Source organism: Stenotrophomonas sp. C-A (assembly GCF_054030835.1).
This window is the reverse complement of sequence record NZ_CM132916.1, coordinates 4547898-4563479: the sequence shown is the minus strand read 5'-3', so window position 1 is coordinate 4563479 and position 15582 is coordinate 4547898. Positions and strand designations below refer to the sequence as shown.

Annotated in this window: 11 protein-coding genes; 6 read left to right on the top strand and 5 right to left on the bottom strand. The window is 57.5% G+C overall.

The genetic code is table 11. From position 1 onward, the window contains the following. Window positions 1–309: 309 nt before the first annotated feature. Window positions 310–1101 (bottom strand): ABC transporter permease, encoded by a 792-nt coding sequence (locus ACW5IY_RS21155; protein ID WP_010482250.1) that lies wholly within the window; start codon window positions 1099–1101, stop codon window positions 310–312. Further along, complete coding sequence (locus ACW5IY_RS21150; protein ID WP_010482249.1) at window positions 1098–2066, bottom strand: ABC transporter ATP-binding protein; 969 nt, start codon at window positions 2064–2066, stop codon at window positions 1098–1100. The genes ACW5IY_RS21155 and ACW5IY_RS21150 overlap by 4 nt, the downstream gene beginning before the upstream one ends. 84 nt (window positions 2067–2150) lie before the next feature. Between ACW5IY_RS21150 and ACW5IY_RS21145 the strand changes: the two genes are divergently transcribed. The 5 genes from ACW5IY_RS21145 (at window position 2151) to ACW5IY_RS21125 (ending at window position 8813) form a co-directional block, all read left to right on the top strand. Further along, the gene (locus ACW5IY_RS21145; RefSeq protein ID WP_100049953.1) at window positions 2151–2912 is read left to right on the top strand and encodes a ferredoxin--NADP reductase; all 762 of its coding nucleotides are present in this window, start codon (window positions 2151–2153) and stop codon (window positions 2910–2912) included. Window positions 2913–2978: 66 nt separating this feature from the next. Further along, window positions 2979–4313 (top strand): site-specific integrase, encoded by a 1335-nt coding sequence (locus ACW5IY_RS21140; protein WP_125899101.1) that lies wholly within the window; start codon window positions 2979–2981, stop codon window positions 4311–4313. Next, window positions 4310–6307 carry a hypothetical protein gene (locus tag ACW5IY_RS21135; RefSeq protein ID WP_125899102.1) on the top strand — a complete coding sequence of 666 codons (1998 nt, stop codon included), beginning with the start codon at window positions 4310–4312 and terminating at the stop codon, window positions 6305–6307. Before ACW5IY_RS21140 ends, ACW5IY_RS21135 begins: the two co-directional genes overlap by 4 nt. Beyond that, entirely contained in the window at window positions 6307–8310 is a 2004-nt protein-coding gene (locus ACW5IY_RS21130) for a site-specific integrase (protein WP_125899103.1), read from the top strand. Before ACW5IY_RS21135 ends, ACW5IY_RS21130 begins: the two co-directional genes overlap by 1 nt. Further along, complete coding sequence (locus ACW5IY_RS21125; RefSeq protein WP_049459868.1) at window positions 8307–8813, top strand: hypothetical protein; 507 nt, start codon at window positions 8307–8309, stop codon at window positions 8811–8813. Before ACW5IY_RS21130 ends, ACW5IY_RS21125 begins: the two co-directional genes overlap by 4 nt. 42 nt (window positions 8814–8855) lie before the next feature. On the opposite strand, the gene ACW5IY_RS21120 is transcribed toward ACW5IY_RS21125, so the two are convergent. The 3 genes from ACW5IY_RS21120 to ACW5IY_RS21110 all read right to left on the bottom strand — a co-directional run bounded on the left by ACW5IY_RS21120 (window position 8856) and on the right by ACW5IY_RS21110 (window position 14108). Further along, window positions 8856–10004, bottom strand: coding sequence for a hypothetical protein (locus ACW5IY_RS21120; protein ID WP_148565003.1), 1149 nt, complete (start codon window positions 10002–10004; stop codon window positions 8856–8858). Between the two features lie 507 nt (window positions 10005–10511). Further along, the gene (locus tag ACW5IY_RS21115; RefSeq protein WP_197573146.1) at window positions 10512–12680 is read right to left on the bottom strand and encodes an SIR2 family protein; all 2169 of its coding nucleotides are present in this window, start codon (window positions 12678–12680) and stop codon (window positions 10512–10514) included. A gap of 585 nt (window positions 12681–13265) precedes the next feature. Next, a complete protein-coding gene (locus ACW5IY_RS21110; RefSeq protein ID WP_080281918.1) occupies window positions 13266–14108 on the bottom strand; it encodes a LysR family transcriptional regulator in 843 nt (280 codons plus the stop codon). Between the two features lie 348 nt (window positions 14109–14456). On the opposite strand from ACW5IY_RS21110, the gene ACW5IY_RS21105 reads away from it, so the two are divergent. Then, window positions 14457–15521: an SDR family oxidoreductase gene (locus ACW5IY_RS21105; RefSeq protein ID WP_008266446.1), complete on the top strand. Its 1065-nt coding sequence runs from the start codon at window positions 14457–14459 to the stop codon at window positions 15519–15521. Window positions 15522–15582: the final 61 nt, after the last annotated feature.

The window sequence follows — 15582 nt, the reverse complement described above, 5'->3', positions numbered from 1 at the left end:
CATCGGCCTTACCGTGAACGCTCCATCCACGCATGGCGTGGATCTACCGTGTCGACCAAGGTCGAAACCCACAAACAGCAGCGCAGAACGACTCCCCGGCAGATCGCAGAAATTTGTCGAAGGCGGGGTGGGTCCGGTTGCGGGGGCGTGAGCCGCATGGATGCGGCGACCGAGCCTCCATGGACGGATTCACGGCGTCCCCCGCAACCGGACCCACCCCGCCATCCCCCGGATAGCCAGCTTTTGCCGTTGAAGTTGACGTTGACGTTGATTCGGCGGGTGCAGGGCCGCAGGCCCTGCACGCAAAACTCAGCTGCGCATGCCCACGCCACGGCGCAGCAGCCACAGCGCCAGCGCCGTCAGCACCACCACGAAACCGATCATCAGGCCGTAGGCCACCGGCAGCGGTACATCGCTGCTGCCCAGCAGGCCATAGCGGAACGCATTGACCATGTAGAAGATCGGGTTCGCGTGCGTGGCCGCTTCGGCCCAGCCCGGGAGCAGCTTCACCGAATAGAACACGCCACCCAGATAGGTCAGCGGGGTCAGGATGAAGGTCGGCACGATCGCCACGTCGTCGAATTTCTTCGCATACACCGCGTTGATGAAGCCGGCCAGCGAGAAGATCGTCGCGCCCAGGATCACCGTGGTCAGCATCACCAGCGGGTGCGGGATGCGCACCGGGGTGAAGAACATCGCGATGATCAGCACGATCACGCCCACCATCAGGCCGCGCAGCACCGCGCCGGCCACGTAGCCCCACAGGATCACCCAGTTCGGCATCGGGCTGACCAGCAGTTCTTCCACGTGACGACCGAACTTGGCGCCGAAGAACGAGGAGCTGATGTTGCCGTAGCTGTTCTGGATCACGCTCATCATCACCAGGCCAGGCACGATGAACTGCATGTAGGTGTAGCCACCCATGTCACCCACGCGCGACCCGATCAGGTTGCCGAAGATCAGGAAGTACAGGGTCATGGTGATCGCCGGCGGCACCAGGGTCTGGCCCCAGATGCGCATGATGCGGGCGACTTCGCGGCGCACGATGGTCATCAGTGCGACGCGGTTGCGCTGGCCGTCGGTCAGCTCGGTGGTGCTCATGCAGGCTTCTCCAGGTTGCCGGTGAGGCGCACGAACAGCTCCTCCAGGCGGTTGCTCTTGGTACGCATCGAACGCACGCGGATGCCGGACTCGTTGAGCGTGGCGAACACGCGGTTGAGGTCCATTGCGCGTGGCATGTCGATGTCCAGCGTGTGCGGGTCCGGCGCGGTCAGCGTCGCGCCTTCGATCACCGGCAGCTGCGCCGGCAGCTCACCGTCGATGTCCAGCAGGAAGCCTTCCACGTCCAGCTTGGCCAGCAGGGCGCGCATCGGGCCCTGCTCGACGATCTGGCCGTGGTTGATGATCGCCAGGTGCCGGCACAGGTACTCGGCCTCTTCCAGGTAGTGCGTGGTGAGGATGATCGTGGTGCCGGCGGCATTGATCTCCTTCAGCACGCGCCACATGTCGCGGCGGATCTCGATGTCCACGCCGGCGGTCGGTTCGTCCAGGATCAACAGGCGCGGGCGGGTCATCATCGCGCGGGCGATCATCAGCCGGCGCTTCATGCCGCCGGACAGCGTGCGGCTCATCACCTGGGCCTTTTCCCACAGGTGCGCGCGCTTGAGTTCCTCTTCGGCGCGCTGCTCGGCTTCCTCGCGCGGCACGCCGTAGAATCCGGCGTAGTTCACCAGGATGTCGAAGGGCTTCTCGAACAGGTTGAAGTTGATTTCCTGCGGCACCAGCCCGATCAGGCGCATGGTGGCGCTGCGGTTGCGCACCAGGTCGCTGCCGAACACTTCCACCTGGCCCTCGCTGAGGTTGACCAGGGAGCTGATAATACCGATCAGGGTCGACTTGCCGGCGCCGTTGGGGCCGAGCAGGGCGAAGAAATCGCCCGGGGCCACTTCCAGGGAAACCCCCTTCAGGGCCTGGGTGCCATTGTCGTAGGTCTTGCGCAGGTCGCGCACGCGCAGGGCGGGCGCCATATCGTTCTGGGATGCCAAGCTCGAAGCCTTCGCGCCCATGGGCTGGCGCTGGAGAGGGGCGGGGAGGGGCTATTATAGAAGACCCCGAGGGCTTGCCCCGGCTACACACTGTCCCGAAAAGTCGTGCCTGTTCAATTCCCCCTCAAGCTGGTCGGCTGCCGCATGCTGGCCCCGACCGTCGGCCACTACCAGTTCGTGCGTGACGATGGACAGCCGCTGGATTTCCAGCCCGGCCAGTTCATCCAGGTCCATTTCAGCTACGCCGACGGCACCGAAACCAAGCGCAGCTACTCGCTGGCGACCATCCACGACCACGCGCTGGGCCCGGGCGAGGCGGTGGATATCGCGGTCAGTTTCGTGCCTGGTGGCGCCGCCACGGCCCTGTTCGAGGCGCTGGAGCAGGGCGGCCAGATCAGTGCGTCCGGTCCCTATGGCCGGTTCTGCCTGAACCCCGGCGACCACAACGCCCGCTACCTGCTGATCGCGACCGGTACCGGCGTTACCCCGTACCGCTCGATGCTGCCGCTGCTGGAAACGGCGATGGCCGAACGGGGCGTGCAGATCGTGCTGCTGCAGGGCGCGCGCAGCCCGGGTGAGCTGCTGTACAGCGAAGACTTCTACAGCTTCGCCGAAAAGCACCCGAACTTCCGTTATGTTCCGTGCCTGTCGCGGGAACTGCCGGCCGATGCTCACCCGGACGTGCAGCATGGCTACGTGCAGCAGGCGTTGGCCGCCTTCACGCCGGACCCGGCCACCGACATCGCCTACCTGTGCGGCAACCCGGACATGGTCGATGCCTGCGCCGAGCTGCTCAAGGCGGCTGGCCTGGGCAACCCGCAGATCCGCCGCGAGAAGTACGTAAGTTCAACCCCTTCAAAGGCTTAAGTGGCCTATTGACCTTGGCGAACAGCGGGCGTACCGTCCGCTGCAGGTCAGCTCGGAGTCAATCCGATGCAAGTGGTTATGCCCCCTGAGGGAGCCTTTGCACACGCGCCTAAGTTGCAGCATGTACCGATTCTGATCGGTGACGATGGCTCATACCCAATTGAAGCCAACCGCTACCTCGATGAGCGCAGCAACGGGGAATGGCAACTTCCTCGCGACCGATCAAAAGCAAAAGCTGAGAGTGAGCTCTTTTACGGGCCCATCCCAACCTTGCGCTCGCGAAGAAACATGGCCGCAAGGCTTTCTATTTTTCTCGAATGGTGCATAGACCAAGCCACTGATTGGCGAGAAATTTCCTACAACGAGAATATCCTTCATCAGTATCAGCCGGCACTCCTGAGTGGAGACGGCTCCCCGAGTGGGAGGCAGTTGGATCCCGCTACAGTTAACCTCTACGTCAATGAGGCGTGTCTATTTCTGACCTGGGCCAGCGAGCGCGGCTATCGCCTGCCCATGCAGATACCTGTAAGAAAAGTTGCATACACCTACATATCGCCCACAAGCTCGCAAAGCGGAACACTGCGCTCAAAGACTGTGCGGATCGGGTCTCTAACTGCGCCGGAAGCTCCGATCATCCTCCCTCCTGACAGGGAGGTTGAGATGTGGTTGAAGTCGATTTCGGTGCGTGCGCCCGTAAAAATTCTGATCTTCGAGCTGATCATCCGTTCTGGCCTCAGGATCTCGGAAGCCAATCAACTACGGGTCACCTGTTTTCCAGCAAAAAGAACGAGCGAGAGAACCAACTGGCAACCCGACTGGATATTGGCTGGTGAGGTTCCGCTAGTGCTCAAGTATGGCACTAAGGGAGGCAAGGTCAGTCCTGGGTCAGACCTTGGCACAAGATGGCGTACGGTATTTGTGCCACTAGATCTTGCCGAAAGGATCTGGCACTACATTTCGGTGATTCGACCGACCCAGCTGACGAGATATCACATTGGTGATAGGAAACACACCAAGCGGACAGATCGTCTGTGGCTTGGAGAAGGTGTGAACCGACCTGTGAGCAATGAGATGCTTCGCCGGATTTGGACTTCCGATCGGCATTGTCCCAAAGGATGGCACCCTCATACAGGAAGGCACCATTTTGCGGTGGAGAAGATCTGCGCCCTGACGCGGGCGCAGTTGGCCCTCGCAGGCAACTCAGAGCTGAGTGGTGCTGACTTCGGTTGGTTGCATGGGCTCATGGCCGGACAGGTAAAGATGCTTCTCAGTCCGCTTATGGGGCACGTTGATGAGCGCACGACGATGCAATACTTGCGCGCTGCGGTAGCCAAAATTGGTCGTGATCGAGGGCATCCAGCAATTCGTTGGAATGCGATCATCGACGAGGCATTGACGTGAGAGCGCGTGAAGATACAGGGGGAATGCCTGGGAAATGGGTGGTGCCCTGTACACATCCGGACCTCATTAGCACGGGGAAGATCTATGACTTCTCGATTCTGGCGACTGGTGCAAGTGATGCCCCGCCCATTGCCGCAGTCAGGCATTCCTGGAAGGGGGGATTCACTGGTAGGCCGGAGCTGCTGCGCGATCTATGGCCTACGCTGAGCGCGAGTATTGAAGGCATCGCATCAGACGGTGCAGCTGCAAGAAGGGGGGCACTGGTGTCCTTCTGGAGATTCCTCGATGCACTTGAGGGATACATGGCCTCAAATGGAATTCCATTCAAACGGGTGGTTAGACTTCGCGATCTGACATCCCGGCACGTTGCCCTCTACACAAGCCCGGGTCCGGAGGGTGCATGGGATGCCACTATGGACAGCAGAGCTGCCGTCGTCCGCGCGATTATAAAGACCGCGATTAGCTACCATGAACTTCCAGAGCTAGTACTTCCAGTTTTCAGGATAGCCTCGAATCGCCGCGAGACCCCATCCGAAGAGCACGGATTGGCCGTCATTAGGCTGCTACGAGCGGAGGCACTGAAGGTTCTACAGCGGTGGAGGAGAACGGACAGACTCATTCCTCAAGGACGCGATCTGATCGAGTTGTACAGAGAGAATCCTGAGTTCATGAATGCCCCCGACTTCGTATGTACGGAAGCGGATGCGCACGCGACCTATCGCGCGCTCATAAGGCTGACGGGAAATCCAGTGCCTCGGCGATCTCAGTTGTTGGCGATCTTCGGCAAGCGCATCAAAAGACTCCCAAGCTGGTGGGCGCACTACCCCGATGACCACGAACGATCAGGAAGCGAGGTCGGCTGGCACGATCTGGTTGCCGGAACCTATCCTACTAGCGCAGATGTCTCAATTTTCTTCCTGCTCTTTGTAGCGCGGAGCGCCTGGAACCCCGCAACCGCAGCATCCATGAACTTGAGCGACTGGACGGCAGTCTATGATGAGCAGCATGCATGGATCTATGCGCCTAAGGACCGGGCCAAAGGGACCGCGCAATGGACTGTGTCACGGGTAGGCGATGCGACGGGCTGTCATTCGTTAGTTGAGCTTCTTCTGAAGCGGACAGAAGGGCTTCGAGGCCATATCGAAAGAAACCCGCGCCTGTGCCCTCTCCCAGACGTTGTCGCTCGTAGTCCATGGGTGGGCGTAACAGTGCGCGGACGGCGACAAGGGGTGTATGTAGTAAATCCCCGCACAACTCGAACTGCAAACAACTGGCTCGCCTCTCTGATAGAGCAACTCGATGACGGCACCCGTACAGCTTCCGAGACCATGTCAATTGGACAGTTCAGAGATGTCGCCGCGGCTGCGATCTTCAAGGATTCTCAATACTCGAACTGGGTAATGATGGTACTACTTGGTCACAAGAACCTCATGACCACTAGGCACTATGGCTACCGAAGATCTTCTTTTGAGGAATCCTTCTCGCTTGTGTCCGAAGTGATTGATGACTTGTTCTCCCAGCTTCGGGTCAATCGTGTGTTCGACGTAGCCTTGACGAGGGCGAAGCTCGCAAAGTTGGACGTCAGTGAAGCCGAGATCGAAAAGCTGAATCAAGCACGCCGTCATAAGACCTACGACGGAAGCGGATGTGCAGATCCTTACAGCCCGCCAGCAGTCATTGATCCAGGCAATCCGAGAGATGGATGCACTCTATGCGTCCAGCAGCATAGGTGTGCTTCCAGCGGCTGCCCCAACTGTTTTGTGTTCACGGACAGCCTGGACTTCATCTGCCGGCGTGTGGCAGAGCTAGAGGCAGTTCGGACCTCCGTAGGAATGGTTCGGTTCGATGCTGGATCAGATGCAAGTGACCTGGCGCGGCTTCGCCTAACCGTTCTTCAATGGCCAGCAGATGCAGTGAAGTTCGCCATTGATAAGTGGGCGGCAAGGATAGCCTCCGGTGAGCACATGCCAATCTACTTCGCAGGGCAGCACTGATGAAAATGGTCAACCGGTCTCTAGTAGCAGGCAACCATGAACTCCTAGCTCCTGACGTGGAGGTGTCGCTACTGTCGATTAGTCCGAATGAGCTGAGGTTGGCGCCGGAGGCAAAGCTGAAGCAGCTTCAGAAGCTTGTTGGAATGGGGGACAACTGGGGCGTTCTTCGTATTGACGACGAACATCAGTCTGGCCTACGGACCTCTGATCTCGATCTAAGGCTCTATTCTGGAAGGGGCAAGACGTGCAAGGGGAAGCACTCACCCTTCGTAGTTCGAGAGCTTATGAGGCTGGCGATCACGATGGCGATAATTCCAGGCAAAACCGGGAAGGTGTATAGATACACAACGATCCGGACGCTCATTGCCAATCTTAAGAGGGCGATCCAGCGTACAAATGTACGTCCAAGCTCCAAGAGACTCTGGAGCCTGGTCGAACGCGCTGGCCTGACGCAGAAGTACTCTGACTGCCTTGGGGTGGTTGAGTACTACCACCGACTGGGGTGTCTTCCCGATGGCCCCGCGCCCATGCGTCCAACGGTTCATGGAATGAAGGCTGCGCGAGATCGAACGGGTGAACCTGAGCATACAATCCCGGTCAGCATAGCGAAACCTCATCAGCCATACTCAGATGAGTTCGTCTCTGAAGCAGGCTCGATGGCACTGGTGATGATCGAAGTCGTTGGTCCTACTTTGTTGGATGCCGTAGAGGCCGCACTCGCCGCTACTGAAACTACTCGTGATCTGAAAGACGGTCCCTCGCCATCTCCCAGTCGCCGAGCTGCTCGCGTAAGCAATGCTGTGATCCGGTCATGGGAATGGCGGGGGCCTGACGGGGAGCCGCTTAGGGATGCCCCGCTTCAATTTTCGATGAAATCCGGGCGAAGTGGAAAAACCGTCGCATGGCCGCCTCGGACGTTACCCCAGGCCTTGCGCCTGATAGTGGTTCTACAGGGTGCACACGCTTTTCCGGTGGCTCTTTCTGGCGGTCCCCGACATGGTGAACTGCTAACGATGCAGATCGGCTCGCTTGGCAAGCGAGGTGGTTCCAGTGTTTACGAGTTCAGAACCTGGAAGTTTGAGAATCCCGGAGGGAGGCAGAGTGAAGCGCCAGCGCCGTCAATTGCCATTCAAGCGATTCTGCAGCAAGAGCGCCTAGCGAACATTTTTCGACGGCACCACGGCCTAAAGGGGAACGGCCTGTGGGTTTCCCCAAGATATCCAGATAAGGTGCCGAGCCTTGCGCATGTGTTCAATAGCTTCGTGGAGATACTTGGCCTGGAGCGCTGGCTCACCGATGGTGGTATGAACCCGCATCGATTCCGAAAGACCCTCGCTCGAATTGTTGCTCTAGCGCTTGTCCATGCGCCAAAGATTTTGATGGATGTCTTTGGGCACAGGGATGAACAAATGACAATCATGCGCTACATACTTTCGGATCCAGGAATTCTTTCCGAAGTACAGCAAGTTGTACGTGAGATGCTTATTCTAAAGGGAGTGGAGGCGATCAATAAGGCTGATGAGGTTCAGGGGGCCGGCGCAGAGAAGCTACGGGGGCGTGTGGCGCTGTTCGCGCGCCGGCTGGGTAAGTCCGCCCTTGATCCGCAGAACATCAGGGAGTTCGCCCGCGCGATGACTGCTGAGGGCTCTTCTTGGGCAGTTGTCGCACCAGGAATAGTGTGTACGAACTTCACCGATGGAGGCCTTTGCAACAAGGGGCATGGTCAGGCTAATCCACACTACTGTCATCCTGCATGTGAGAATCAGTTGATTCTCCCTGACGACGAGGATAAGGCGTCCAGAAGCGTTGTTCAGGCCATCGAGACAGTTCAGTACAATCTTGAGTTGCTAGAGCACGCTTTCGTGGATGATGACGTTATGCTCATTGCTCAGTTCCGGGGGCAGATCAAGTCCGTGCTCGGCAGGTGGAAGAAGGTGGACGAATACTTCTCGAAGAGCAGTTTGCTGACGCGCCTCGTACCCAATGTGGTACTTCTGAAATGAGACAAAAGAAGAGTCTTGCCGAGCTTGGAAAGGAGCGGACGGAGGCGTTCGTTGCACGCCTTCGATCAACTATGGCCGAGATTGACAGGGAGATATCGGAGAACGACGGAGTGTATCCACGGAACTCTGGTCGGCTGAATGTTGCAGAGCTGTGTCGGCGGGCAAAGGTAACAGCGGTATCGCTGCACGGAGAGAAGCATGCCGGCACCACAAAGCTCGAGGTGCAGGCCTGGCTCACGAAACTTCGAGTGGACGTTCCTACGAGCGTGAAGGCCGCCAGACGAAAGTCCTACTCACAAAGGCTGGGATGGAAAGAGAGGTACGACGGTATTTCTGCGCAGTTCAAGAACATGTACTCGATCGAGGTGGTGCAGCGAGATGCAAAGATCGCCGCCTTGAAGAAGGAGATTTCTGAGCTGAAGTCACAGATCAAGAAGCAGCGCGAGGCGGGCTCAAGGGTGGTTGGAATCGAGAGCGGGAGAAGGAGAAAAGCGAGTTCGTAATAGGGCATCTCGCAAGCTTCGAATGATGCCCCGCCAGAACTCTTAGGAGCGCGTTCGCACCAGCTCCTCAAGTCGATGAAACTGGTTGTTTCGCTCTAGGTCGGGAGCGGCGGCCCTTACTTGAGCTAGGCATTCATTCAGTCCTAGAGGCGCCCATTGTTGGGATCCAACAACGGCACCCAGCAAATCTAAAGCCTCAGTTGGCGACTGGCTACAAAGGCCAGATTCTAGTAGAAGATGGACGATGTAGTCCGAATTCGCTACCGGCTGAAGCCAGTCACGTACCGCCTTCAATGCGGAAGGGAACTCAACCCGGGCCGCGATGGCGAGTCGAGCTAAGGAGGCAGCAATGCTGGGTGTAGCTAGATTGCGCGATTTTGGCCAAATCTCCTGCCAGAAGGGTTGGACTCGATTTCTCCAGAAGTCTTCGCGTTGATCGCCTGCGGCCTCCAGTGCTTGGGAGAGCGATTGTGCGGACTTCTCCAGTCCATCCTGTGGAAGCTTGCCCAATGCAGATCTAAAGTCGTCCCGAGAGTAGCCTTCCAATTGCCCTAGGGCTGAGTGCGTTAGGAAAGCAGAGAACTGTCCTCGGTGTTCACCAAGGTCGGCGTAGTGACCGGCCGTCAATAGGAACTGCGACTTCAATGCCACCATCAATGGCTGGTACAGTCGCGGTGACCAAAGAAATCCTTCCCAGGCTGCTTTCGCTTCGACAGGGTTGGACCAATCGAAGAGCGGTAGTAGCGTCGCTTCGGTCCACGCCCGGTCTACGCGATACAGGGCGATGAGTCTAGATGCGAGCAACACCCTGCCATGGCGGAATCGATCTACTTCAACATCGCATATGGCGGAAAATGCCGCCTTAAGTTCAGGGGGAAGTAGGTCTCCATCGTTGGGCGCCCTCTTGAACCATAGATTGAGCAAGGCGCGCGTGGCATGCCCAATGGGGTGATTAATCGCCTCCGAGACAGGGTTATCGATTGGCTCGCCGTTCCTTGTCATGCCACTACTCAAGGGGATCGGAAGCGCAAGCACTCGACCGGCGAGAGTCAATAGGAGGTTCTCGCGATTCGCGCCGCTTCTTGAAGTGGCCTCCATCCACCACGCTACTGCAGGTGCGATCTCGGACAGAACTTCATCAGGCATTAGCAGTACCAAAGGCGATGCGTACTGCCAGGAGCGGGCTGCCATTGAATCGTCCGACCAAACCTGAAGCGCCTCGCGCCACCGAACTGCGGGCCAGACGTCTTGGTGAGCGAGGTCGCAGAGCGCGGCAAGGCTATGGAAGAAGCGAGTACGGCAGACATCCCGCCAAGTGTCCTCATAGAACGGTCTATGGGCAGGCCTCGGCGATTCAAGCCATTCAACTAGCTCCTTGCGAGTGCGAGGGGCGACATCGACCTCTCTGCCGTCCTCGAAATCCGGATCTCCGGTGCCGCTCATCCAGTGTGAGAATTCGTCCTTCTCGTTAGGGTCCAATCTCAACTCAGGATGCGCGATGGATATCTCCGCTAGGCGCCTTGCTGCAGACACACCAAGATGTAGGCCCGAGGACTCCAGCTTCGCTAGACGAATCCATACTGCGCGAGCAACCAGGCGATCCCAGCGTTCGGACTCCAGATCATCGCGATACATCTCGCGGGGAGGTCCTGCCAAGATGACATTCTCCAAGCGTGCTTGAGACGCGTTGTCTAGAATTCACCCCTGGAGAACAAGAAGCCTCAGCACTTCGCGTGCGGTGCACTGCGACCACAGCCACCGCCCCTCATCCAGTAGCAGCCAATCGACCCACTGCTCCTGCTCGATGCAATTGTCCTGGCTGGCCGCAAACAATGCCAGCCGCTTGAATGTGGGATACGGGATCTCGAACCATGCCTGAGCCATGAGCGTGGATCTCGACTCATCCGTAGCTCGAACTGCTAACCAAGCGTCGCGTAGCAGTTCAATCAGGCTAACCCAGTCTCGGAAGGACCGGTTCTGCCAATGGGGCGTGATTGATGGAAGGTCCCAGTAGGATCTATCGACAAGGTCATCTGCCTCTCCTAGATCTCGAAGAAGGCCCAGCGCGTCACAGAGCAGTTGCTGTAGGTCCGAATGCAGGAGCGGGAGTGCCTTCTCCCACTCACCCTTAGACTGATCCTGGAGGACCGCATGTACATTGTCCTCCGCAAGCACAAGGTCCCAGTCAACCAACTGCTTAATTCGCACTGTCTCGTCTGCACCATCGGCCACTTCGCCGTCCCAAACAAATGGACGCCTTAGTGTGATCTTTGGGCTGAGAAGGCTACGAAGTTCCATCCGAAGAGACGTGTTCAGTCCCTCACGTCTAAGACGCTTGATCCAACGATATAGCAGCCCCCCTGACAGTGGGGTCTTGAGTCGGCCACCGAGCACGATTCTCCAAAGAGTTCGCATCTTTGGATCGGGCACACCCTTTGGGGCGTCCAGGCGAATAAGATCCAGCTCCGAGACTTTGCCATCCCGTTCCAGTGTGGCCAGACGCTCAAGTTCGGAGTCGACTAGAGAGATCCAGCGACTATCCATCTGCCCGCCACGCTCTGCAATCCATATGATCAATCGTGGATCGTCCAGATGACGCACAAGCCAGCGTGCGAGCTGGAACATCAATCCATCCCATCGGCTGGCCATACTTCCAGAAGACGCCAGTGTCATAGGAGGAGCGTGATCATAAGGCGCAGGCCTACGAACCAAGCTGAATCTGAGTTCTGCATCCTCCTCCTTAACCGAGGAGAAGCCAAAGCGGGCTAGATCCCTCTGCAAGAATCGCTCATGGGAAAATGCCTCGAGGAGCCACTCAAGCGGGGGAACTGGATTGAACTCCGCGAAGCGCTTCGCGGGGAGGCCTGACTTGTCTGAAAGAGCCCACAGCATTCGTCCAACAAAATCGTCCTGGAGCGTGCTGTCCTGAGGTTGGGCCATGGCGTGCTTCGCAACAATGGCCTCTTTACCTTGAACTCCATCGCGATAGACATCTGCCCAAGTCCTGATTGTGTCGTGCAACGCAGAGTGGTCATGGGTAGCAGGCTGAACCCTGTAGAGGATAGGTCTAACGCCCTTAGCTTCCCATTCAATAGTCTTCAGATGCTCTTTCCCGGCTTCGCAATCTCCGAACGCCCACGCCTGCGGGGTAACCTCACCGAGCATTCGATCTGCTGCTAATGCGTCCATCATGTACCGGAGGACCGGATCGTCAATGCTGTATCCAATGAAGCAAACGACATAGTTGCGAAAAAGTTCGCTGACGAACCGCGCGGCCCAGCGTTCGGTCAAGTAAGCCAAGCCGAAGTCACCACTGGTGGCCACTAGTCGATGGAGTGCTGCATCATCCTCACTCTCCGGAAGCAGGCCATGCAGAAAGACAAGCCCATCCCAGCGGCTGCTCTTAGGGATCGGCAGCATTGGAGCGGGATAGGCCGGAAATGGTTGGCCCATGCGCTTCGCCGCCGCGTGGAAGGTTCGATCGAAGTTGGTAGTCACCAACCGCAACGCGCCATCCCGGCTTCGTGCTAACCGAAGAAGCGCTGCTTGGGTGTCAATTGCTCCCTTCCGACGAAGCTTGGGTCTCAACGATTTCGCTAGGGCGCGCCGAACCGCCAATCGCTGCCCAGGCAGTCGCCTTTCAAGTAGATCGAGAGTCGCGTCGAACTTTGAATGATCGAAGGCGGCACGCTCGATGTCCGTGAATGATGTCCCATTCGACGCATAGATTTGCTCAACCAGTCCTTTGAAACCAGGTAGTCCTGACGGGTAGGAGACTCCGGCGCCGCAGAAGAAGACTACTCGTCCTTCTTCGTGTGCCTGTAGAAGTGCTTCTGGGATGTCTGGCCCGTCGACGATGAACTGCATTGCAACTCCCTCTGAATGCTCTCGAACAGAGTGTAGGTTCAAATCAGATGGAATTGGCCAATCGCAGCGTCCAATTAAGTTCTTCTTTTGAAGTTTGTGCGGATTCAGTCTGATGGTCCAAGAGGTGAGATCTGTCCGAGCCCGCTCAACGCCTCGTCGTGGCAGTGCCAATCATTCTTCAGTAAATTCGGCTTCGAACTCGTGCTGATGTGGCAGTATTGAAGGTAGGGTTTTTGGTCTCATCCGCGTTTAGGAATGTTAAAGCCAACCACAGCGGAGGACCGCAACTTCAGCGCCTCAACAGTGGTTGGCAATTGAACGCTTCCATATGAAGGGACTGCATTCCGATACCCACTCATATGGACGAGGTGCTTATGGAACTAGCGAGTCCAGGGCATCCATTCTCGGAGTCCTCCGGACTGGCTCTGTCTGATGCCGGTGGCAAGAAGCGCTCTCATTGCCTCACAGCAACCTACATATGTGATCCAGAGGGAGAGTCTGGAGAGCACTCCGGTATCGAACTGGTGATGGAGTACGTTGGCAGACCATTCATGTCGATCCCAACTCCATAGTTTGGAGCATGTTTTAGCATGCATCGATCATCTGTGTCCGAATTACCTCCGCTAGCCCCTTGAGGCCGGGCAGGGATTGGCGACGAGTGGGGTAGTACAGCATGAATGGTGCGCCCATTGATGCCCAGTCTGGCATCACAACTTCAAGTGCGCCGGACGAGATTTCGTCCTGCACTCTGAGTTCCAGACAGTATGCCAACCCCAATCCCTGCAACGTTGCAGCGAGCAGAGAGTCGGTGCTGCTCACCCTCAGCATTCCGCTGGGAATTACCTTGACCATACGATCACCGTCGCCAAGTTCCCAGCGATAGATTGAGCCGTCGCCGATTCTGTTCTCAATACAAACATGCCGCCGCAGATCGCTTGGATTCTCAGGTCTCCCAGCATGTTGCAGATAGCTGGGCGCTGCCACGACCACCCACTTAAGCGGATGTGTAAGCTCCAGACCAACCATCCCCTCTGGCACTCGGTCACCGTATCGAATGCCGCCGTCAAAGCCTTCCGCTACTAAGTCCACCAGGCGTTCTTCTATCACTAGATCAAGATGGACGTTAGGCCAGCGTTGCTGAAAGCTCCACAGCACTGGCCAGAGTAGGAGGCGCGCCGCATCGTGTGATAGCGAGATCTTGAGCATCTGGATCTCTGACTGCTTCCGAGCCCGAATCGCGGCTAGACCCTCTCCAATTGTATCTAGGCCAGTGGCTGCATAGCGTTCCAGTTCGCGTCCTTCAACGGTGATCGAAAGCGCACGGGTCGTACGATTAACGAGACGCACACCCAGTCGATCTTCCAGCCGCTTTAAGGCGTGACTTAGAGCTGAGGCAGATAAGCCAAGTTCGAGGGCGGCGGCGCGCATTGATCCATGCCGAGCGATCTCGATGAACGCAGCTAGATCTGAAATGCTTATTCTCTCTAGATCACCTTTCAAGACACTTCACCCGGGTATCGATTACTAAACGTGCCAATGATCCGCCGCACAAAGCATGATTTATGGATCGAACGCAGTGCAGATGCTTCCCCATTATCGCCGAGGATGGCATGGCAAGAAGCTGCGCCGTCGACGCTTTCGATCATTTCTGAATTGAAAGAACTTCAGCAATAAAATTGCTACTTGCGCATGTTCGCCGCAGTAAAGTTGCGTCTCCTCCACGGTCGCTGTACTCAAATTTGCTTGGGCCAGAGTGACCAATCAACTGGGATGAACATGTCAAATTCGAATAGTGATTTGCCTGAGCACGACGATGAAGCCACGCCGGTCATCGGCCGCAGACAGTTTATTGCGGGAAGCAGTGTGGCCATCGCCAGCGGAATTGCTGCTTCCTCGGCATTCGGTGCTGTGCCCGCTGCGGTACTCTCGGAGGCGCAGGGTCAGGGCCGCCCGCGAGCCGGCCTGATCGACCCTCGGCAGGCATATCCTCGGCCACCCTACCCGCGCCAAGAACAGCCTTGGCCGGGGCTTGCGTCGAAGATGCGTCCGCTGCCGGACCACGGTGAGAAAACCTATCGAGGCAATCGGCGCCTTGAAGGCCGCAAGGCACTGATTACGGGAGGAGACTCAGGAATCGGTCGGGCCGCTGCCATTGCATACGCCCGCGAGGGTGCCGATGTGGCCATCAACTATTTGCCTGAAGAAGAGGAAGATGCGCGTGAAGTTATTGCGCTGATACGCGCAACCGGCCGTCAGGCATACGCTTTACCTGGTGATATTCGCAGCAAAGACTTTTGCCTGGATCTTGTGCGCAAGGCGGCATCGGCGTTGGGCTCGATCGACACCTTGGTGCTGAACGCGGCGTATCAGCAGCAGGAGCCGGACATTCTAAAGATTACCGACGAACACCTCGAGAACACCTTCCTTACCAACATCAATGCAATGGTATGGATGACCCAAGAGGCACTGCGTGTGTCTCTTCCGCCTGGAAGCGTCATCATCGTTACTACGTCTGAGCAGGGCTACGATCCGTCCCCCTACCTGGTCGACTATGCGATGACGAAGAGTGCGCAGGTTAGCTACGTTCGCTCGATGGCTAAGCAGCTTGGCCCTAAGGGGATTCGGGTAAACGGAGTTGCTCCAGGTCCTATCTGGACTCCGTTGCAGATCAGTGGCGGGACTGCATCCGAGAAGATTCCGAACTTCGGGGGGGACAAGCCGCTAGGACGCGCAGGTCAGCCTGCTGAGCTGGGTTCAATCTTCGTCCAACTTGCGGCAAGCGACGCCAGTTATGCGAACGGCCAGGTGTATGGGGCCGAAGGTGGCGCTGCACGCCCCTAACTTGCGTCACAGACGACCCCAACTCCTTTCATGACTCAACTACACCTGGTCGCCAACGAAC

Bases quoted from the DNA above. Each gene is read 5' to 3' on its own strand.
- ACW5IY_RS21110 (WP_080281918.1), bottom strand. From the start codon at position 14,108: ATGCGCGCCGCCGCCCTCGAACTTGGCTTATCTGCCTCAGCTCTAAGT.
- ACW5IY_RS21120 (WP_148565003.1), bottom strand. From the start codon at position 10,004: ATGGCAGCCCGCTCCTGGCAGTACGCATCGCCTTTGGTACTGCTAATG.
- ACW5IY_RS21155 (WP_010482250.1), bottom strand. From the start codon at position 1,101: ATGAGCACCACCGAGCTGACCGACGGCCAGCGCAACCGCGTCGCACTG.
- ACW5IY_RS21140 (WP_125899101.1), top strand. From the start codon at position 2,979: ATGCAAGTGGTTATGCCCCCTGAGGGAGCCTTTGCACACGCGCCTAAG.
- ACW5IY_RS21105 (WP_008266446.1), top strand. From the start codon at position 14,457: ATGTCAAATTCGAATAGTGATTTGCCTGAGCACGACGATGAAGCCACG.
- ACW5IY_RS21125 (WP_049459868.1), top strand. From the start codon at position 8,307: ATGAGACAAAAGAAGAGTCTTGCCGAGCTTGGAAAGGAGCGGACGGAG.
- ACW5IY_RS21115 (WP_197573146.1), bottom strand. From the start codon at position 12,680: ATGCAGTTCATCGTCGACGGGCCAGACATCCCAGAAGCACTTCTACAG.
- ACW5IY_RS21150 (WP_010482249.1), bottom strand. From the start codon at position 2,066: ATGGGCGCGAAGGCTTCGAGCTTGGCATCCCAGAACGATATGGCGCCC.
- ACW5IY_RS21130 (WP_125899103.1), top strand. From the start codon at position 6,307: ATGAAAATGGTCAACCGGTCTCTAGTAGCAGGCAACCATGAACTCCTA.